General features: G+C 61.1%; 18 protein-coding genes. 13 read left to right on the forward strand and 5 right to left on the reverse strand.

Annotated features, from left to right (window positions below):
• Positions 1 to 10 precede the first annotated feature (10 nt).
• On the forward strand, positions 11 to 598 hold the full coding sequence (locus ACZLKG_RS02625; protein WP_463647838.1) for a nucleotidyl transferase AbiEii/AbiGii toxin family protein: 588 nt from the start codon (positions 11 to 13) through the stop codon (positions 596 to 598).
• An 18-nt stretch (positions 599 to 616) separates the two neighbouring features.
• On the opposite strand, the gene ACZLKG_RS02630 is transcribed toward ACZLKG_RS02625, so the two are convergent.
• Positions 617 to 1,603: a WD40/YVTN/BNR-like repeat-containing protein gene (locus ACZLKG_RS02630; protein WP_463647839.1), complete on the reverse strand. Its 987-nt coding sequence runs from the start codon at positions 1,601 to 1,603 to the stop codon at positions 617 to 619.
• A gap of 235 nt (positions 1,604 to 1,838) precedes the next feature.
• Here ACZLKG_RS02630 and ACZLKG_RS02635 point away from each other — a divergent pair, with 235 nt between their 5' ends.
• The 6 genes from ACZLKG_RS02635 (at position 1,839) to ACZLKG_RS02660 (ending at position 9,502) form a co-directional block, all read left to right on the forward strand.
• Entirely contained in the window at positions 1,839 to 3,608 is a 1,770-nt protein-coding gene (locus ACZLKG_RS02635) for a polysaccharide biosynthesis protein (RefSeq protein ID WP_463647840.1), read from the forward strand.
• Positions 3,609 to 3,663: 55 nt separating this feature from the next.
• Positions 3,664 to 4,992, forward strand: a complete 1,329-nt coding sequence (locus ACZLKG_RS02640; RefSeq protein ID WP_463647841.1) for a flippase — start codon at positions 3,664 to 3,666, stop codon at positions 4,990 to 4,992.
• A 251-nt stretch (positions 4,993 to 5,243) separates the two neighbouring features.
• Positions 5,244 to 6,062, forward strand: a complete 819-nt coding sequence (locus tag ACZLKG_RS02645; RefSeq protein WP_463647842.1) for a nitroreductase family protein — start codon at positions 5,244 to 5,246, stop codon at positions 6,060 to 6,062.
• 115 nt (positions 6,063 to 6,177) lie between these two features.
• Complete coding sequence (locus ACZLKG_RS02650) at positions 6,178 to 7,284, forward strand: polysaccharide pyruvyl transferase family protein (protein WP_463648074.1); 1,107 nt, start codon at positions 6,178 to 6,180, stop codon at positions 7,282 to 7,284.
• 89 nt (positions 7,285 to 7,373) lie between these two features.
• The gene (locus tag ACZLKG_RS02655) at positions 7,374 to 8,198 is read left to right on the forward strand and encodes a glycosyltransferase (protein WP_463647843.1); all 825 of its coding nucleotides are present in this window, start codon (positions 7,374 to 7,376) and stop codon (positions 8,196 to 8,198) included.
• A gap of 134 nt (positions 8,199 to 8,332) precedes the next feature.
• Positions 8,333 to 9,502, forward strand: a complete 1,170-nt coding sequence (locus ACZLKG_RS02660; RefSeq protein WP_463647844.1) for a DegT/DnrJ/EryC1/StrS family aminotransferase — start codon at positions 8,333 to 8,335, stop codon at positions 9,500 to 9,502.
• A gap of 38 nt (positions 9,503 to 9,540) precedes the next feature.
• On the opposite strand, the gene ACZLKG_RS02665 is transcribed toward ACZLKG_RS02660, so the two are convergent.
• On the reverse strand, positions 9,541 to 9,849 hold the full coding sequence (locus ACZLKG_RS02665; protein WP_463648080.1) for a hypothetical protein: 309 nt from the start codon (positions 9,847 to 9,849) through the stop codon (positions 9,541 to 9,543).
• Between ACZLKG_RS02665 and ACZLKG_RS02670 the strand changes: the two genes are divergently transcribed.
• The 5 genes from ACZLKG_RS02670 to ACZLKG_RS02690 all read left to right on the forward strand — a co-directional run bounded on the left by ACZLKG_RS02670 (position 9,799) and on the right by ACZLKG_RS02690 (position 14,978).
• A complete protein-coding gene (locus ACZLKG_RS02670) occupies positions 9,799 to 10,128 on the forward strand; it encodes a GNAT family N-acetyltransferase (RefSeq protein ID WP_463648075.1) in 330 nt (109 codons plus the stop codon). The genes ACZLKG_RS02665 and ACZLKG_RS02670 overlap by 51 nt on opposite strands.
• Positions 10,129 to 10,153: 25 nt before the next feature.
• Positions 10,154 to 10,774 (forward strand): sugar transferase, encoded by a 621-nt coding sequence (locus tag ACZLKG_RS02675; RefSeq protein WP_463648076.1) that lies wholly within the window; start codon positions 10,154 to 10,156, stop codon positions 10,772 to 10,774.
• Positions 10,775 to 10,788: 14 nt separating this feature from the next.
• The gene (locus tag ACZLKG_RS02680; protein WP_463647845.1) at positions 10,789 to 11,904 is read left to right on the forward strand and encodes a glycosyltransferase family 4 protein; all 1,116 of its coding nucleotides are present in this window, start codon (positions 10,789 to 10,791) and stop codon (positions 11,902 to 11,904) included.
• A complete protein-coding gene (locus tag ACZLKG_RS02685; protein ID WP_463647846.1) occupies positions 11,901 to 13,247 on the forward strand; it encodes an O-antigen ligase family protein in 1,347 nt (448 codons plus the stop codon). Before ACZLKG_RS02680 ends, ACZLKG_RS02685 begins: the two co-directional genes overlap by 4 nt.
• A gap of 438 nt (positions 13,248 to 13,685) precedes the next feature.
• On the forward strand, positions 13,686 to 14,978 hold the full coding sequence (locus ACZLKG_RS02690; RefSeq protein ID WP_463647847.1) for an IS256 family transposase: 1,293 nt from the start codon (positions 13,686 to 13,688) through the stop codon (positions 14,976 to 14,978).
• A gap of 173 nt (positions 14,979 to 15,151) precedes the next feature.
• Here ACZLKG_RS02690 and ACZLKG_RS02695 read toward each other — a convergent pair whose 3' ends face one another.
• Entirely contained in the window at positions 15,152 to 16,435 is a 1,284-nt protein-coding gene (locus tag ACZLKG_RS02695) for a hydantoinase/carbamoylase family amidase (protein ID WP_463647848.1), read from the reverse strand.
• 150 nt (positions 16,436 to 16,585) lie between these two features.
• Between ACZLKG_RS02695 and ACZLKG_RS02700 the strand changes: the two genes are divergently transcribed.
• Positions 16,586 to 17,335: an IclR family transcriptional regulator gene (locus tag ACZLKG_RS02700; RefSeq protein WP_463647849.1), complete on the forward strand. Its 750-nt coding sequence runs from the start codon at positions 16,586 to 16,588 to the stop codon at positions 17,333 to 17,335.
• On the opposite strand, the gene ACZLKG_RS02705 is transcribed toward ACZLKG_RS02700, so the two are convergent.
• Positions 17,332 to 18,588 (reverse strand): dihydroorotase, encoded by a 1,257-nt coding sequence (locus ACZLKG_RS02705; RefSeq protein WP_463647850.1) that lies wholly within the window; start codon positions 18,586 to 18,588, stop codon positions 17,332 to 17,334. The two genes, ACZLKG_RS02700 and ACZLKG_RS02705, sit on opposite strands and share 4 nt — an antisense overlap.
• Positions 18,588 to 19,331, reverse strand: a complete 744-nt coding sequence (locus tag ACZLKG_RS02710) for an iron-sulfur cluster-binding protein (protein WP_463647851.1) — start codon at positions 19,329 to 19,331, stop codon at positions 18,588 to 18,590. The genes ACZLKG_RS02705 and ACZLKG_RS02710 overlap by 1 nt, the downstream gene beginning before the upstream one ends.
• Between the last annotated feature and the right edge of the window lie 48 nt (positions 19,332 to 19,379).

Here is a 19,379-nt window from a genome sequence, read left to right on the forward strand (position 1 = left end):
GCCGGACCGCGTGGCCTTCACCGCGGCCCTGAAGCCTCGGCGGCCGCACGACCCTGGGCTTGCCCACCTCCAGTATGTGGTGCACCCCTACCGGGTCACGCTGTCCTTCCTTGAGCGTGAGTGGGCAGGGCTCGACGTGGAGGTGTCTGATCCCGAGATCGGACCGGATGCCCATGTCAGCCGCGACGTCGACGGCGAGCTCGCCGAGCTGAGCGAGCGGTTCGGTTTCGGAGCGCTGCAGCCGGTGGAACTGATCGACCTGGAGTACCAGATCGCGCAGAAGGTCCACTCCGTGACGGACCCTGCCTACGCCCGCGCTCACGATCTGGTGGACCTGCAGCTGCTGCGGGATGCCGGTCCTGAGCTGTCCGCTGTGCGGGAGTTCTGCCTGCGCACGTTTGCCTTCCGACGCGCGCAGGAGTGGCCGCCGCTGCCTCTGCGCGGGATGGAGGGCTGGGAGCCCGCATATCGCGATGCCCGCGAGGAGACAGAGGTCGGCGGCGCCTCGCTCGTGCTGCCGGGGATCGAGTCGGCGCGAGCGTGGCTCGAGCAGGTGGTCACGTCCATCGACACAGCGCGACGCGAACATCGCGGCTGACTGACGCGCCCCGGGGATCTACCAGCTCGCCCCGCCATCGTTAGACACGAGCGTCTCCTCGCCGGCCCACAGCCACATGGCGTCGCCCGCGCCGGCCACGGCGGTCTGACCGGCCTCGGGCTCGGCGCCCTCCGCGCAGCCGACCGGGGCGGTCGATCCCTCGATTCCCGCGGTCCACACCTGCGTGCCCTCGCACCCCTCGGCGGACCCGGCGAGCACGTAGCCCTGCAGGGTGAGCCCGACGGCGACGGCGCCGGTCTCCTCGGCGGTTGTCGTCCAGGAGGCGCCACCATCGGTGGAGACGGTGAGGCTCCCGTCCGTGCACAGCAGGGCGGCGCTGGCGTCGTCGAAGCCGGCGAGCCCTGCGACCTCGCACGGCGCATCGACCTCGCCGACAGTGGTTCCGAGAACCGCCCGGTCGCTGGGGTCGATGTACCAGGTGCCGTCGACGAGCTCGGGCGCCTGTTCCCAGTTGTTCCCACCGTCCACGGAACCGGCGTAGACGGGGGCGCAGTCCGGGTCCACACCGCCGACGGCGAAGACCGCGGTCGGGGTGATGGCCTTGAGGCGTGTGATAGGGGCGAGGCCGGTGTCGGTGGGGGACCAGGTGGCCCCGCCATCGGTGGTGAGCTCGACGCTGCCCGGGTTCTGGCAGTCGCCGACGACGGCGCGCCACGCCACCTCCCCGTTCGCGCTCGCCAGGAGCCGCTCAGCAGGTATCGGAAGGGCCGCCTCGACGGGGCCGTCCGACTCGGGCTCTGACGGAGCCTCTGGCGTCTCACCAGGGGTGTCGCTCGCGGACTCGCCCGGACCGTCGCCTTCTGTGGCTGCGCCCGACGACGACTCCTCCGGTGCGGTCCCGACGCTCGGCGGGACGTACTCCCCGGCCTCGCCCGACGCACTCGCAGGATCGCGCACCAGCAACAGCACGATCAAGACAATGTTCAGCAGGACGAGGACGCCGATCAGCGCGTACGTCACAGGCCTGCGCACGCGGGGAGACATGCGGAGAGCATAGGGGACGTCGCAGTGGCCGAGAGCGCTTCGGCCCGTGCTGGCAGCGATTGTCAGTTGCGGGCCCGGACCGTGACGCGCGCAGCACTTTCATGCGTCTCAATCCATTCGGGGTGAAACCGAGGGTGATTACGATGGCACGGTCCGTGCTCCGCGAGGGGCTTCGCTGAAATTGGAGGCGCATGCGCCCATGGTGATGAGTCCGGTCCTCCGCAGGCTGGTGAGAGTGGCCTGGGACGTCCTGAGCTGGATCCTGGCGATAGCTGCGATCGTGCTGACCCGGTACGATTTCTACCTCGAGACCGACCAGTGGAACTGGATCGCCGTCTACGCGCTCCTCGCCTGTGGTCTGCAGGTCGTCGTGGGCGCGGTGCTGAAGATCTACCTCGGGCGCTACCGGATCGGAAGCTTCGACGAGATCCTCGGGCTCGTCGTCAGCGTCGGCATCGTCATGTTCCTCGCGGGATCCACGTTCCTCGCGATCCGCCCGTTCGGCGACTTCCCCAGAGGAACGGCGATCCTTGCTCCTCCGCTCGCGCTCCTACTCATGGCCGCGGGACGCTGGGGCTACCGCGCGTGGCAGATCAACACACGCGTCATTCCGAAGGACGCCGAGCCCACCCTCATCTACGGGGCCGGCGACGCCGGCTACCAGCTCGTGCGCCTGCTCAAGATGGACGACGCCTCGCCGTTCCGGCCGGTCGGACTCATCGACGATGACCCCAGCAAGCGCAACCTCACCCTCGCGGGGGTTCCTGTGCTCGGGTCGCGGGCGCAACTCGCCGACGCCGCCAAGGCGACCGGGGCTACGAAGGTGGTCATGGCGATCTCCCGGGCCGAACCAGAGATGCTCCGCGAGGTCTCCGCCCTCGTGGAGGACGCGGGACTGCAGTTCCTGCTGCTGCCCCCGGTGAGCCAGATGGTGGGTGGCCGCGTGAGTCTCGCGGACGTCAAGGAGCTCGACATCGCCGACATTCTCGGTCGCCGCCAGGTCGACCTCGACCTCGACTCCATCGCCGGCTACCTCACCGGCAAGCGTGTGCTCGTCACGGGTGCCGGCGGCTCGATCGGCTCGGAACTGGCGCGGCAGGTGCACCGCTTCGGCCCGGCGGAGCTCGTCCTGCTCGACCGGGACGAGTCTGCCTTGCACTCGGTGCAGCTCTCGATCTACGGCAAGGCACTCCTCGACACGCGGGACGTCGCGCTCGTCTCCATTCGTGACCAAGAGTCGCTCCAGGCGGTGTTCGACTCCCACCGCCCCGAGGTGGTATTCCACGCGGCAGCGCTCAAGCACCAGCCGCTTCTCGAGATGTACCCCGAGGAGGGATGGAAGACGAACGTCTTGGGCACGCTCAATGTGCTGCGCGCGTCTGAGAAGGTCGGTGTCCAGCAGTTCGTCAACGTCTCGACCGACAAGGCGGCGGCACCCGTCAGCGTCCTGGGCAATACCAAGCGCGTGGCAGAGCGGCTCACGTCGTGGTTCGGGGAAACGGCGGAGGGCACCTACATCTCCGTCCGCTTCGGCAACGTGCTTGGCTCGCGAGGCTCGATGCTCCACACCTTCCGTGGCCAGATCGAGCGGGGCGGACCCGTGACCGTCACGCACCCGGAGATCACCCGCTACTTCATGACGATCCCCGAGGCCGCGCAGCTCGTTGTCCAGGCTGCGGCGATCGGCAACGACGGCGAGGTACTCGTCCTCGACATGGGCGAACCGGTGAGCATCCTCGACGTCGCCGAGCGCCTCATCGCCGCCTCCGGAAAGAAGATCGACATCGTGTTCTCGGGGCTCCGCCCCAACGAGAAGATGCACGAGGTCATTCTCAGTGAGTCCGAGTCTGCGGCACGCTCGCACCACCCGTTGATATCAAAAGTTATAGTGCCGCCATTGAATCCGAAGGAAATTCTAATCGGTTCGCATAATCGAACCGCAGGAGACTTTACGTCAGTGCATGAAGTAGGACAGCAGGCAGCCGAAACTGTGCATACCGAATGAGAATCGAACAACCTGACGGCAACCGCGCTATAGACAGAACAGGTGGTTCTCAGGCGTGAGGGCGAGCACTCAAAACGCCGCCAGTCCTGCTAGGAGTGCGGCGTGGGCCACGGCCCACCAGTTTTCCAATCTCTTATACACGGCGTTGCTCATGGTCGTAGGGGCCCGGTATCTGTCGGTATCGGAATTCGGCGCTCTCAACTATGCACTCAATATAGCAGCACTCGGCATATCAATAAGTTCCGCCGGATTCTACGGCCTTGCGTTAAGGGAATACGCGAACCATCCCAACAGAGCGGCACTGATCACCTCCTCAATTGTTGCCGTACGCGAAAGCGTTGCGATTGCCTGCTATGCAGCGATCATCACGATCGCGGGTATGACATCCTCGGACCAGCTACTAGCGGCGGGGATCGCAGGACTCGCGATGTTCGCGCGCGCATTCGATGTTGTGGAGCTCTGGTTTCATTCGAGACTAGAAGCGAAAACGCCTGCGATCGCCAAGATCGTCACGGGCGTGCTGTTCCTGATACTCAAAGTGGTGCTACTGGTCTACGTCCCGAATGTTCAAGTCATACTCCTCGCGTATGTAATTGAGCAACTTACCTACGTTGTTCTAATTCAGATCCAGTACGCAAGGCGCAATCCGTCACGATCATGGAAACTTCCCAGAGCGCAGGACTCGATTCGGTTCGCCAAACAAGGTGCGCCGCTAATGATTTCCAGTATCGCGAACCAGATCAATCTACGTAGCGACATAATCATCATTCAGGCGATTCTAGGGAGTTCGTCTGTTGGGGTGTATGCCGCAGCATCAAGAATTGGCGAGATCGCCTACGTTCTCCCGGTAGTATTCATGAATGCGACCTTTCCGGCGCTGCTGAGGGTTCGAAGAAGACACGGAAATCAAAGTGCCGAGTATGCTCGAACGCTACAACGATCATTAGACGGCGCTTGCTGGTTCGGACTCGGTACAGCGATGGTGATGATTGTTTCAGCACCGATCGCTGTGCCGCTATTGTTTGGTTCAGACTTCAAGGAGGCGGTCGGCTTACTTCAGATAATGTCAGTCGCATGCCCCGCTATCTGTATCGGCGCTGTCGTAAGCAAATGGATCCTCGCTGAAAACCGCCTCTGGCTTTCGTTCTGGAGGCACACTGCGGGAGCCATACTGAACATTCTGGCCACGATCGCACTAACACCAGTCTTTGGTCTTACGGCAGCGGCATGGTCTACGGTTGCATCCTACCTGCTCGCGAATGTTGCGTTCCTCTTTGTGGGCAAAGAAACGCGCACCATTGGGTGGATGTGCGTCAAAACACTGGTCGCGCCAGCCAGGATAGTAAGATCGATCGTCTCACGACGCATAAAGAGGGGAAGATAACGCACATGCGTGCAAGAGTGGAGCGCCAACTTCGGAGAATTGGACGGCGAGCTATCGATGCAAGCCGCCCGTATATATACCGCTCGCGCGGACGTCTCGCAAACCTCTACTATTCAGTAGCCAATTCCTCATTCTCCAATGAACAACGCGCAGTCTTTGCTGGCATATCTCGCTTTCACGCTTTGGATTCAGAAGGTCGCCAACACTACTATCTCAGACGCAGAATTCACATGCTCGAGAAAGGTCTCTCAATGAGACCGCGCCGCGACACCTTCGCAGTCGACTATATAGAGAAGACAGTCGACACCGCGAGGGAGCTATTAGACATTGGTGCCCTCACCGACCAATTGCGCAATTGGGTGCTCGATGTCCTCGCCATGTACTTCGATGCAACGTCGAACTCGTCCAGTCCCGAAATATCGCGCGCACGCGAAACATTCAGGGAACTGCGAAATCGATTCTCGCCAGAAGAAGGCGAGCTGTCCTCCTGGTTGGGACCGAGCAGCGCCGGCGTACTAACAGATGAGTACTCGTCCCTGAGGCTCCACGAGCTCGCGTTGATTCGGCGATCAACGCGCTGGTTTACTCAGGATCCGGTCCCAAGGGCGACCGTTGATCGTGCAGCCGTGACCGCGGCAGAATCACCAACCGCTTGCAATCGCACGCCATTCCGCTTCCTTGTCATTGACAACCCAGAAGAGGCGCAGCAAGTCGCTAGTTTGGCTGGAGGGACTGTAGGCTACTCGCATCAGATCCCTGCAGTCATTGTAGTCGTTGGTGACTTGTCGGCTTACCAGGATGAAAGAGACCGTCACCTCATCTACATAGATGCGAGCCTCGCGGTGATGAGTATGCTATTGAGTTTGACTGCCGACGGTGTCTCCACATGCTGCATCAACTGGCCCGATATACCGCGCCGGGAACGCAATATCTCACGACTTCTCGATCTCGACGCGCATGAGCGGGTTGTGATGTTGATTGCTTACGGTTACGCCGATCCGGAAGGCCTAGTCCCTGCTTCGGCTAAGATTTCACTGGACGAGGTCCGGCAGTATCATTCGTTGAAGTAGCGCTCGAACCCTATTGGAGGACGCCATGGCAATTTCAGGAACCGACGTTCACGCCAGCCGTCGAAGAAATGTCCTAATAGTTGGTGCGGGGTTTCACAATCAAGGCGCATACATGATGCTCCTTGCGGCATCTCAGTTCGTACGAGACAGGCTCAATGCGCAGCCTCTCATCGAGGTGCAGTACGGAACTTCCCGGCAGAAGCGTGCGGCTGGTCTTGATACGCTTCTCGCCGTCCAAAAACTTAGATTCCGTCCTTGGGGTACGGCGGACACTAGGTTCCAAAGGATCACAGATCGGCTTCCCTTCCGAATGGGAGCCGACGTAGATGCAGTCCTCGATGCGTCCGGTTTTTGCTATAGTGACCAATGGCGACATTCAGCAATAGGCAGGCAAGCTTCTGAACTTAGGCGTTGGTCACATAAAGGGGTGCCTGTCATACTTCTTCCGCAAGCGCTCGGACCATTCGAGCACACTGCCGACATTGCCCGCACCATTACTGAAGCAAGTCAGCTGGTGATTGCGCGCGACCAAGACTCATTCCGCTGGACGATGGAACACGCCGAATCAAAGGCATCACAGAACAAAGTTCATCAGTTCCCAGACTTTACCATTGGGCTGCCCCCGAAAGCTCCATCGAACTATCAGCAATACGAAAAGTATGATGATGCGCTAGCAATAGTGCCAAACTGGAATATCCTCGCACGAGCGAATAGCGGAGCGAAGCGGGATCTCTATCTGGATTCACTTGCCGGGGCCGTAGAGGCCGCCCGGGGACAGCAGGTGTCCGCCTATGGCCTTGGACATGAGGGCGGGCGGGACATCGAAATTCTGGAAGCTTTACGTAAACGAGTAGGTGACCTCGATATCGTTCGCGGACTCAACGGGCTTGAATCAAAGTGGATGCTGGCGAGGGCGTCTGCGCTAGTTGGTGGACGTTACCACGCCCTGGTTAGTGCACTATCAGTCGGTACACCGGTCCTACTTCACGGCTGGAGCCACAAGTACCGCTGGCTTGCACAGGACTTCGGGGTACAAGAGTCAGTGTGCGACCCCTACGCCGGACGAGAAGCTACGCACGAGGCTGTGAGCACGTTGCTTGATAGGTCAACCTCATCAGTCAGCTCTCGCGAGCAACTAGAGAACCACTCACGACGGCAGGCAGAGCTCAATGCCCAGATGTGGAACCTGGTAGAAGCGAATGTCGCACCGTTCTGGCGCTGACGAAGTGTGACCCGCACTACCGACGTACCTGAGCACACTAGTTCCGGATCGCACAAAGCCTCAACGTCTAAATAAGGAGGGAGAGAAAAATGGGTAAAGCACGGAGCCAATTTGACGTCAGGGGCCGTGTAAGTGTGGTCATCCCGGCAGCGCGGGTGGACACGCATCTCATTGAAGCTCTAGAGAGCGTGACGAGCCAAGGACACCCGGATGTAGAAGTGGTACTCGTCTTGGATGGCGTTACGGACGAGGAACGGTACCGCGCTCAGCAGACGGGTACTGAGATAGTTATCGCCCTTCCTAGGCGCTTTGGAACGCCGTATGCGCTTAATGTAGGTGTTGGTGCGTCCAGCGGTGAATTCATCGCAAGGCTTGATGCGGATGACATAGCCAAACCGGGTCGGTTTGAGAAGCAAGTGGATACCCTAAACGCCTCTAGCGATCTTGTAGGGGTGGCTTCACGGTGCGATCTGATCGACGACTCTGGAACGTTGCTGGGACACACAGAACTAGTCGAGGTAAATTCAGTAGACGCTCTCTTGCGCAGCAATCCATTTGTGCACTCATCGACGATGTTTCGGGCAGCAGCCATGAGACAAATCGGGGGATACAATCTTGCGTGCACTCGTATGCATGATTACGAGTTCTACCTGAGGCTTGCCGCCCTGGGCAAGATTCAGTACGACGACTCTCTTCTCACCCAGTACCGTATTCACGCGAATCAGAACAGTAGGAGGTCGCCCGTAATCTCGCGATCGTCGATCGCGATAACTACGGCCCGAGTTCAGCTCGGAAGAGACGCTGGTTCGCCCGCTTACCGCACGCTAGCTCTCGCTGGCGCCTGGCTCGCCTGGCAGGGCCTCCGTCAGGCTGGCTTAGTGAAACCACGACACGCGAATCAGATAGCATCTTGATGATGTTCGTGTGCCCTGGTTGGTATGTGCGGCGTAAGCAATCGTGCATGTTGTAGGATGCGAAATCCAGGACTTTAGTATCGCACGTACCGTTAAGAGATTTTGCAAATGGAACGACGGAACGGGGCAGTGGAATGGCAACTGACAGAGAATTTATTCCGTTCGCGCTTCCCGATATCACGGAGGCGGAAGTTGAGGCCGTCGCACAGGCTGTGCGTTCTGGGTGGTTGACTACCGGGCCAGTTACGCGCAAGTTTGAAAGTGAGTTTGCGGCGTTTCTGGGGCCCGACGTATCCGCCGTTGCGGTGAATTCGGCGACGGCTGGTCTCCATTTGGCGTTAGAGGCACTGGGTATCGGTCCGGGCGACGAAGTGCTGGTACCCACGTGGACGTTTACTGCCACTGCGGAGGTCGTCGAATACGTTGGTGCACGGCCAGTGTTTGTGGATGTGTCTGAGAGTTCTTACAACTTGGACCTAGAAGTTGCTGAGGCGAACCTAACTTCTAGCTCTCGCGCAATCATTCCGGTCCACTTCGCCGGTTTGCCAGTAGATATGTCAAACCTTGGTAGGGTTGCCTCAAAGTATTCACTTGAAGTGGTTGAGGACGCCGCGCACGCATTTCCTGTACGCAATCAAGGTGCTCTAGTCGGCGCCGGGTCTAGTGCGGCGACAGTATTTTCGTTCTATGCGACGAAGACGATGACTACCGGTGAAGGTGGCATGCTGGTCACTTCGAATGGTGCGATCGCAAACCGGGCAAGGAGTACTAGGCTTCACGGCATTTCTAGAGACGTGTTTGATCGATACCGAAGCCGGACGCCATCGTGGATGTACGAGGTGACTTCGCTTGGTTTTAAGTACAATATGACGGATGTCGCCGCCTCGATTGGGCTTGTACAGTTGATGCGAGCTAAGGAAATGTGGTCAAATCGAGCCCACATTGATTCGCGCTACCGCGAAGCTTTTGCTGATCTTCCGGTTAGGGTTTCGGTCGGTCCGTCCGAACATGGCGGACACGGCCATCACCTCTTTGTCCTGGAACTGACAAATGAGTCTCCCGTGGATCGAGATGGTTTTGTATCTCTGATGGCAGATAGGGGAGTTGGAACGAGTGTGCACTTCATCCCTTTGCATCATCAACCCTATTGGCGAGAAAAGTACTCTCTGGAGCCGGATGCGTTTCCCGTCGCCTCTCGAGCTTTTGGTAGAGTTGTGAGTCTCCCCATCTTTTCTTCGATGACATCGGATCAGGTCGACCGCGTAATCGAGAGTGTTAGACATATCCTTCTGGGTGGGGGCTGATTGTGACTGGCAACGGCTTCCTTATAGAGTTCTCGGTGTCAGCGGCGGACTGTAGAGCATTGGCGCGCCTTCACCGTGAGGCATTTCCTGATTTTTTCTTGTCCACCTTGGGCGAGGGTTTCCTGACCCAGTTTTACCGCGCGTTCATTGCGAATCCGGAAGCGATTGTTGTCGTAGTTCGCGATCACAAGCGTATTCCAGTTGGTATCGCTGTCGGTCCCCGTGATCCCCGAGCATTTTATACTCGCGTACTGCGTCGGAGACTTCTTCACTTCGCCTGGTTCGGTGCGGGCGCTGTGGTTCGTAATCCCGCCGTTGTAGGGCGCGTATTGCGCGGTGTACGTCATAGAGGTGGTGCTGGGCAGCGGGCCGAGGGTGCAGAACTAAGCTCAATCTGCGTATCACCTTCGGTGAGGGGGACGGGGCTGGGCGCTCGGCTGCTTGTGAGTTGGAGACATAAGATGGCAGAGTCTGGGATTGAGACTGCGCACCTGACCACGGACGCAGTTGATAATTCAACGGTGAATCGATTCTATGTTCAGGACGGTTGGCAATTGCACGGGTCATTTGAGACTCCGCATGGTCGTCGGATGAATCTCTATACACACGAGAGACTCGGGGCATAGGATTATGGGCGCCTTGGAGTTGGATATGTTCCGCGTTCGTGATTTGAGTTTGGCAATCCCTGGTTTGATTATAGCAGCGCCGCTAATCGGAGTCCTGTGCGTAGCCGTGGCGTTGGATTCTCGGGGCAGTCCGATCTTTCGGCAGACTCGTGTTGGGAGGGGCGAGAGTCGGTTTGTGCTATATAAACTCCGCACGATGACGCAAGCTGAGACCAGCAATGCAGTGTCTGCCAGTGAAGCTCATAGAGTTACACGGGTCGGGAACTTCTTGCGTGCATCTAAGTTAGATGAATTACCTCAGTTGTGGAACATAGTGCGTGGCGATATGGGTTTAGTTGGTCCCCGACCAGAGGTGCCGTTGTATGCTGGTAGCTGGCCTTCGGAGGCGCGCTCGGCAATATTGTCTATTCGGCCGGGATTGACCGATCCGGCATCGATCGCATTTCGCAATGAGTCGGAGATGCTTTCGAGGTTCTCTGATCCTCACCGCGCCTATATAGATCGAGTGTTGCCCGCAAAGGTTGCGCTATACGAAAAGTACGTGGAGGCCCGGTCCCTTCGGGGTGACTGGCGCATCATGCGTGACACTGTACTCGCACTAGTACTTTCATCTGTATCGGTACGTTACAGGGATTCGGTGGCGTAATGAAAATTCTGTCTGTGTCGACAGTCTCGCGACAGTTCTATCTCTTCGAACGCGTCAACTTTGAAGTGCTTGATGAGCTGGGTTTCGAGATTCATGGCGCCGCCAACTTCGAGGATTCCGACGCGAGGCTTGATTCGATTCGGTTTGTTCGTCACCACATCGACTTTGCTCGCTCCCCTGTATCGCCGAAGAATATTGCTGCATTGGTTCAATTGGTCCGTCTTATGAACCGATTGCGGTTTGACGCTGTGCATTGCCACTCCCCGGTAGGTGGTATCGTGGGACGGATCGCCGCCTTTTTAACGCGAACTAGTCCGGTGCTGTATACTGCCCACGGATTTCATTTTCACGCGAGCGCGCCTTTGGCGCACAAACTGACGTACTACGCGATCGAAAGTGCGATGTCGTGGATTAGTGACGCCATAATCACAATCAACAACGAGGACTACACCGCTGCTTCAAGGATGCATGCAAGGCGCGTGTTTAGGACACCCGGAATCGGTGTTGATATTGATGCCATGCAGCCCGCTTCTCATGACGCTCGGAGTGTGGTTCGCGAGTCTCTAGGCATTCCTGAATCAGCGGTGGTGCTGTTATCGGTGGGGGAGCTGAACGTAAATAAGAATCACAAGGTGGTGCTCGACGCTTTGCGGATCGCGGATTTTGACAATGTTTGGTTTGTTCATTGTGGTCGCGGGCCGTTGATGGACAAGTTGCAGCGTCGAGCCGAAGATTCTGGAATTCAGGACCGTGTTCGCTTTCTAGGGTTTCGTAATGATGTGACGCGCCTGCTTGCGGCCTCCGATATATTTGTTCACCCATCGTTTCGCGAGGGTCTGCCAGTGGCTGTAGTAGAGGCGATGGCTTCGGGGCTTCCGTGCATTGTGTCGGACACGAGGGGAAACAACGAGCTCGTGGAGGACCCGCTCGGTGGTCGAGTGGTTGTTGCGGATAGTCCGGAAGATCTGGCCGATGCTATTCGTAGTTTGCTGGATCGTAGTGCTCGGTTGCGTGCGGGTCGACACAATGTAGTGGTCGCTGGCCGATACTCGACCGACTCTGTGCGTGACGAGATGCGACTGATTTATTCGTGGATGCTGGAGAATGTTCGCTCGAGGGTTCGACGATGAGTGTGTTGAATCCGGAGGTGCGTATGCGCTGGCCCGTAATTGCGTTCTCGGGGGGCTTGCTTCTATCAACGGCGAAGAGCTTCAAGCTTTTCGGAGTCGTCGGCCCGGGCGAATTGCTGCTAATAGTGTTCGTGGCTCACGTTTGCTTGGAGAGGCGTGAAAGAAGTGCGCATACCACGCTCTCCTCGGGGAGCCAGGTTGTCGTACGCAAAGCGCGGTCCGTGTTCTTTGTGTTTTGGTATTTATTCTTCTCGGCGCTAATTGCGGGTTTCTTGGTGCGCTCTGTATTCTTCCCGAACTTTGACGTGTTCCCGAGATCGCTTTTCGCCTATGCGCTGTGCGCTGTTGTGGGTATGGCCATCTTTGTGTACGTAGAGACTCCTCGGCGGATCACGCATCTTGCTGTTGGGTTGACGATGGGAACGGCCGCGCTGGCTGTGTTTGTGGCGATAATCTGGCTGAGTGGTTTTCGTGGCCTAGGCGGTGTCTCATTCTACTGGCGGGGCAGCGAGCGTTTCCAGGGATGGTCCACGGATCCCAATCAGTTCGCAATAGCGTTCGTCGCGATACCGTTCCTTGTGCTCTATCTACTTCGCAGTGATATTTGGCAGTTGTCCCGGGCCTGGTCGCTGTCGTTTGCTTCCATCCTCATCTTTTCCTTGGTCATTGTTCAGGTGGCGACAGATAGTGACTCGCTATTGATGGCATGGTGCGTTGGGGGCATACTTGTTGTAGTTGCGTGGTGGGTAAGGCTTGGGCCAGTGGCTACTACTCTGGCGGTGTTAGCTGGTGCGTCAGTATTAATTGGTTTTTGGGGGCCGCTGATGGATCGCTTCGGCCTGTTTTTTGATGAGCTCTTTGCAAAGGATGACCAAGGTTCGACGCGCATTAGCATTTGGTTGGAGAGCGGTCGGATAGTCGGCTCGTCGCCACTTGTCGGGCTCGGCCCAGAAGTTGGTCCTGTCGAGGCGTCAGGTGCTGTGCTGGAGGCGCACAACAATATATTGCACATAGGAATGAGTTCAGGCTTAGTTGGCGTGCTGGCCTTTGTTGGAGTTTTCGTCTTATCGTGCTGGTTCACTTCACGTCGTGGTGTTTCGTTGCTCTCGGGGGCTGTTGTTGCGCTGTTTGTGTTTGGGCTGACTCATACGACGGTGAGGCACCCCGTCTATTGGGCCGCATTGATTGTGGTCGTGCTTCTCGCCACGGCAGATGGTTGGTCGGATGATAGTGCTACTCGTCTGCGGCGGTCGGGGTGCAGCCGCGCGTTCCTGCGCCGCACTGTCGTTCAGGGCGCCCGATCGCGAGGGCGTCCTTTCAGTGTCAAGGGGCCGGTGCGCTGAAGGGTGGCACGTCCCCCGTGATGCCAAGAGCCGGCACTGGATTAATCGTTCTTTTGCTGTGCCTGATATGGAACGTATTTGCTGCGGCTTCGAGGATGGCTGTATTCTCGCGCCTTCAAGTGCGAGTCCGCTGAACTGCGTGAAGTCCAACGGTTTGCCCGACTACTGGCGTAGGTGGATTTAGTGGAGTTATTTGTGCGCGCCGGGGTGGTCTGCGTTTCAAACTCGGACGTGTCGGGATTGTGGTGTATCCGTTCCCTAAGGAACGTTCCTGAATCGGGCACCGTGCGTCGGTGACGTGCTGGATCTTGAAGACGCGTAGTTGAGTCCCTGATAGTGGTGTAGCGCGGTGGCCCGTGATCGTCCCGGACGGGGGCGCGGTCACCGTGTGATCCTTCGAGTGAACCTCTCACAGCACTCTCGAACGGAGTCATCACGATGACCGCTCCTCATATTGTCGACCCTCGCGGCTTGCTCGGTGAAGCCCTGGCCGAGGCGTCCCCGGATCTGATGCGCAGCCTGCTCCAGGACGTGATCAATGCTCTGCTGTCCGCGGACGCTGACGCGGTCGCTGGCGCGGAGTACGGTCGGCCCAGTCCTGACCGGGTCGCGCAGCGCAACGGCTACCGCCACCGCGACCTCGACACACGCCTGGGCACGATCGACGTCGCGATCCCCAAGCTGCGCACCGGGACGTACTTCCCCGAGTGGCTGCTCGAGCGCCGCAAGCGGGCCGAGACCGCCCTGATTACGGTCGTGGCGGACTGCTACCTGGCCGGGGTTTCCACCCGTCGGATGGCTCCCACGGTGCGGCGCTACGCGCAGCATCGCACCGCGGGGCCCAAGCTCGTGAAGACCCTGGGCATCAGCTCACTGTCGAAGTCCCAGGTGAGCCGGATGGCAGCCGATCTCGACGAGCACGTCGAGCAGTTCCGTCACCGTCCCCTGGACGAGGCCGGGCCGTTCACGTTCGTGGCCGCCGATGCGCTGACGATGAAGGTCCGCGAGGGCGGGCGCGTGATCAACGCGGTCGTGCTGCTGGCCACCTGCGTCAACGGCGACGGGCACCGCGAGGTCCTGGGCATGCGGGTCGCGACCAGTGAGACCGGGGCGGCCTGGAACAGCTTCTTCGCCGATCTCGTCGCCCGCGGGCTGGGCGGGGTCCGCCTGGTCACCAGCGACGCCCATGCCGGGCTGGTCGAGGCCATCGCCGCTCACCTGCCGGGTGCTGCCTGGCAGCGGTGTCGTACCCACTGCGCCGCCAACCTGATGTCCGCCTGCCCGAAGAGCCTGTGGCCGGCCGTCAAGGCGATGTTGCACAGCGTCTACGACCAGCCCGATGCCTCCGCGGTCCAGGCCCAGTTCGACCGGCTGTTGGACTACGTAGGCGAGAAGCTCGCGGCCGTGGCCGAGCATCTCGACGCCGCCCGCGCCGACATCCTCGCGTTCACGACCTTCCCCAAGGACGTCTGGATGCAGATCTGGTCGAACAACCCCACCGAACGGCTCAACAAGGAGATCCGTCGCCGCACCGACTCCGTAGGCATCTTCCCCAGCCGGGAAGCGATCATCCGCCTCGTCGGCGCGGTCCTGGCCGAACAGACCGACGAATGGGCCGAAGGCCGCCGCTACCTCGGACTCGACGTCCTGGCCCGCTGCCGACTCAGCGTCATCCCCAACAACGACGACCAGGAGGTGACCACCCAGGCACTGCCCGCCCTCACCGCCTGACCCCATCGCGAAGGACCGCTACACCACTCCCAGGGACTTGACCCGAGAGTTGCGAACTCTGCTGGCGGTGAGGTCCAGGCGTTGGATCAGGCTCGCTTCAGTACGTGCCACTGGCGATGTAGGTCGGGGTGTGCGGAAGGGGACTATACGGAAAGTGGACAGTGCTGGCGTACTTAGTCGTCCGCGGAGTCCTGCGTACCCAACGCCCAGAGCGCGCGGACCAGCGTGGCAGTTCCGAGCGCGATGTCATCGACGCTCGTCTCCTCCTCGGGAGCGTGCGAGATGCCGCGGACGCTGGGCACGAACATCATGCCGGTGGGGATGATGCCCGCAATGATCTGTGCATCGTGGCTGGCGCCGGAGTAGAGGTGGCGCACAGGCTTACCCAAGTGCTCGATCGCACGCGCGACGACGTCGATCACCTTCGGGTCGAAGTCGGTGGCGCCCACGCGCGCGAGCTGCTCGACGGCGACGTCACACGCCCTCTGCCCGCCGATCTCTTCGGCCAGGTCCTTCAGCTGCTCGACGGTGCGATCCATCCGATCGTTGTCCACGTCGCGCACGTCGACCCATACCGAAGCGTGCCCGGGGACCGTGGTCAGAGCATTCGGGGAAACGACGGCTTGCCCGAACGTCACACGCAGTTCCGAATGCGACTCGGTCGCCATCCGGTCCCCTTCGAGCATCCACTCGGCCGAGGCCATGCGTGCGTCGCGTCGCAGTGTCATGGGCGTGCCGCCGGAGTGTGAGGCGACGCCTGTGAAGTCCACGCGGAACCGGGATGAGCAGGAGACTCGGTCGACCACTCCGAGCGTGAGTCCCTCGCTCTCCAGGACGCTGCCTTGCTCACAGTGCAGCTCGATGAAACCCCGCCACCTACTGCCGTCCCATCGCGCGCTCTCGAGGTCGTCGGGCCTGAGACCGCACGACGTCATGGCGGTGCGCAGCGAGATCTCGTCGACGTCCGTGAGACGGTCGAGATCATCCTGGGTGAGGGACCCCGCAGCGGCTCTGGAGCCGTTGCATGCCTGGGTGAAACGTGCGCCTTCCTCATTGGCCCAGATCGAGATGACCAGGTCGAAATGCCGTGGTTCGGCGCGCGTGGCGAAGGCGCGCGCGGCTTCGACGGCTGCCACGACCCCGATGACGCCGTCGAACCGCCCTCCGTTGGGTACGGAGTCGAGGTGTGACCCGGATCCGACGATGGGACGCTCTCCGGGTTCTCCGACGGTGCCCGCGAGCGTGGCGATCGTGTTGCCCACGGCGTCCGTTGTGACGTCCAGACCCAGGGCTCGCAGGCGATCGGCCATCAGGTCGTGGGCCGTGCGCTCGTACTCGGTCATCGCCAGTCGGGTGATGCCCGGGCCCGCGTCGGGCGCCGTGATCCGTGCGATCTCGTTCAGATCACGCCTGATGTTCTCGACGGACACGGTTTCCGCGAGCCGGACGGATGGCACCAGTGACCTCCTAGGTCAGACGTTGACGGCACGGCATTCTGAGCATAGAAACCGGGGCGGCCCGCAGGTAGCCCTGTCCTGGGTCCTTCCGCGAGCCGGTAGGATGGCGGCTGTGGTCGCCGCTTCGCGGATCCTGACGGAGGTAGTTTCATGCAGCTGGTCCGACGATCGCTGGCGGTCCTCACCGAGTTGGCCGAAGCTGGCGAGCCGCCGACCCTGCAGGAGCTGTCGGACGCATTGGACATCCCGCCGGCGTCGATGCACAGGATCCTCGCGACGCTCACCGATGAGGGGTTCGTCGTGCGTGACTCGCAACGGCGATACTCGCTAGGCAGCGCTGCGCTCTCGCTCGCGGGGGATCGCCGGAACCTGGCTGACGTCGCACGGCCCCTCCTTCGGCAGATGGTGGCCCAGACGGGTGAGACGGTTTTCGTCGCGGAGATGACAGGTCGGCGAGCGGTGTGCACGGGGATCTTGGATGGGACTCACGCCTTGAGGCTCTACGTACGTGCGGGACAGGAGCTGCCGCTCAACGCCTCTGCGGCGGCACGGGTGCTGCTCGCCGGTTTCGACCGGCGCCGCCAGGCGGCGTTGATCCACGCGAATCCCATCATCGTGTACACCGAGCGCACGCCCGTCCACGTCGACAAGATCCTGCAGCGTGTCGATGCGATCGCGTCACGTGGCTACGAGACGTGCGAGGACGAGCTCGACTCGGCGGTGTGGGCCGTGGCTGCTCCAGTGAACATCGGGGGACAGTACGCCGCAGCGTCCATCGCCACCGCCGTTCCTTCCGCACGGCTGACCGAGGCACGCAAGCAGACCCTCATCGACCAGGTGACGCGCGCCGGTCGCGCTCTGTCGCAGCGAATGGGGGGCGAGGTCGTCGCCAGCGCCTAACCTGCGCGCGCGAACGTCTCGCGGCCGCGACGGTAGGTGCTGACGATCTCGTGGTGGAGGCGCCACCCCGGGAACGGAGTGTTGCTGGAGCGGGAGACGTGCCTCGTCGGATCGACCGTGACGTCGCGCTCGGACACGACGCTCACGGTCGCCTCGTCGCCGACGCTCAAAGACACGTTCGAAAGGCCAGTGAGTGAGCGCGGGGCGTACGACATCAGATCTGAAACGGTTCGCCAGTCGACGACGCCGCGCTCCTCGCGCAAGACCTGGGCGACCACCGCCACGGCGGTCTCGACGCCGGTCAGGCCGAACGCGGCGCGGATCCAGTTCTGGTCCTTCAGAGCATGGGTATGCGGGGCGTGGTCGGTCGCGACCACGTCGATGGTTCCGTCGAGCAGCGCCTCGCGCAGGGCGGCCTGGTGCGGCCTCGAGCGCAGGGGAGGGTTCACCTTGAGGGACGGGCCCGTGCGATACGCGTGGGTGGACGTCAGTGACAGGTGATGAGGGGTGGCCTCAGCAGTGACGTGGAGCCCTGAGGCCTTCGCCTCGCGGACGAGCTCCAGCGACTCCTTGGTCGAGACATGGCAGAAGTGGACGCGGCAGCCGGTGTCGGCGGCCAGCTGGATGTCGCGTTCGACGATGTGGGCCTCGCCGCTGGTCGGCCAGCCTGGGACCCCCAGCGCGTCAGCGATGCTGGCGTCGACGACGCCCTGGCCGACGATGTGTGAGCTCTGGGCATGCTCGGCATAGATCCCGCCGGCTGCCGCCAGCCTGGCCATCGCCTCCCGGGCGAGGCCGTCATCCTCGAGGCAGTGGCCGTCGTCGGAGAAGAGGAGGGCACCCACGGCGACCATGGCCTCGATATCGACCAGCGCCGTGCCGCCGAGTCCCTGCGTCAGTGCTGATACCGGGTGGATCCCGACGTCGAGGTGCTCGGAGCGTCGCCGCATGTCTGTCCAACGGCCGGGTGTGTCCGTGACGGGGTCGGTGTTGGCCATGGCGAACACCTCCGTGAATCCGCCGGCGGCGGCGGCACGTGCACCCGACTCGAGATTCTCGGAGAGCGCCTGCGGGCTTCCCGGGACCGCAGGATCACGGAAGTGCACGTGGACATCGACAAGCCCTGGGATCGCGACCCGCGGATCCTCGTGGCCAGAGGCCTCGGTGACTTCAAGGATGCGCCCGTCGTCGATGACGAGATCGACGGGCTCGTGATTCCCATGGAGCAGCAGGTCCGTCAGGCGTTCCATCATCAACGGAGCTCGAAGACGGGACCGTCGACGCACACCAGCGGGCTCTCCTTGCCGTTGTGGGAGTCTGCGCAGCCGTGGCAGTAGCCCAGGCCGCAGGCCATGTGCGCCTCGACGGAGACCTCGACGCGTGCTCCCCAACGCTGACCGAGCTCAGCAGACATGTCTATCAGCCGGCGAGAGCCGCAGGTCATGATGACGGCGGGCGGGTCGTCATCGAGAAGCTCGTGAAGGTTCCGGCTCAGCTCGTCGACGGAACTGGTGCCGGCGACGTCGTCGACGACAAGGCTGGAGGCGCCGAGCTCGTCGAGGTCGGCGCGCCCGACCACCTGAGCCTCCGTTGCGCCGGACAGCACGGCAAGGTGTGGTCGCTGCGCGGCGACGGCGTCCTCGATGACGCACATGACCGCGCAGGTTCCGATGCCACGGGAGAGGGTCAGGATCTTGCCCGCAGCGGGAGCAGTCTCGAACCCGCGCCCCAACGGACCGACAAGAGTGATCTCCGACGACGGCGGAGCAGCGGCCAGGACCGAGCTGCCGTTGCCGATCGGCGAGACGATGAGGTCGATCAGTCCGGCCCCAGGACGCCGCCGGTGGATGGCCATCGGACGCGGAAGCGGCGGGACCATGTCCGACGGTCCGGGTACGGTCACCATGACGAACTGGCCAGCCTGGGCGACGCTTGCGATCAGCGGGGCGTACAGCGTGAGCCGCTGATAGCGCATCGACTCAGTGACACGCTCCACGAGGACGGAGTCCGTCACCACGGGTCTCGGCGGCGCCGAGCTGCGCCC

The organism is Georgenia sp. Z2081 (genome assembly GCF_055326445.1).

What these genes read in the sequence shown, in the direction of transcription:
- ACZLKG_RS02630 (WP_463647839.1), bottom strand. Translation starts at nt 1,603, where the DNA reads ATGTCTCCCCGCGTGCGCAGGCCTGTGACGTACGCGCTGATCGGCGTC.
- ACZLKG_RS02645 (WP_463647842.1), top strand. Translation starts at nt 5,244, where the DNA reads ATGAGACCGCGCCGCGACACCTTCGCAGTCGACTATATAGAGAAGACA.
- ACZLKG_RS02650 (WP_463648074.1), top strand. Translation starts at nt 6,178, where the DNA reads ATGCTCCTTGCGGCATCTCAGTTCGTACGAGACAGGCTCAATGCGCAG.
- ACZLKG_RS02655 (WP_463647843.1), top strand. Translation starts at nt 7,374, where the DNA reads ATGGGTAAAGCACGGAGCCAATTTGACGTCAGGGGCCGTGTAAGTGTG.
- ACZLKG_RS02660 (WP_463647844.1), top strand. Translation starts at nt 8,333, where the DNA reads ATGGCAACTGACAGAGAATTTATTCCGTTCGCGCTTCCCGATATCACG.
- ACZLKG_RS02665 (WP_463648080.1), bottom strand. Translation starts at nt 9,849, where the DNA reads ATGACGTACACCGCGCAATACGCGCCCTACAACGGCGGGATTACGAAC.
- ACZLKG_RS02675 (WP_463648076.1), top strand. Translation starts at nt 10,154, where the DNA reads ATGTTCCGCGTTCGTGATTTGAGTTTGGCAATCCCTGGTTTGATTATA.
- ACZLKG_RS02685 (WP_463647846.1), top strand. Translation starts at nt 11,901, where the DNA reads ATGAGTGTGTTGAATCCGGAGGTGCGTATGCGCTGGCCCGTAATTGCG.
- ACZLKG_RS02690 (WP_463647847.1), top strand. Translation starts at nt 13,686, where the DNA reads ATGACCGCTCCTCATATTGTCGACCCTCGCGGCTTGCTCGGTGAAGCC.
- ACZLKG_RS02700 (WP_463647849.1), top strand. Translation starts at nt 16,586, where the DNA reads ATGCAGCTGGTCCGACGATCGCTGGCGGTCCTCACCGAGTTGGCCGAA.
- ACZLKG_RS02705 (WP_463647850.1), bottom strand. Translation starts at nt 18,588, where the DNA reads ATGATGGAACGCCTGACGGACCTGCTGCTCCATGGGAATCACGAGCCC.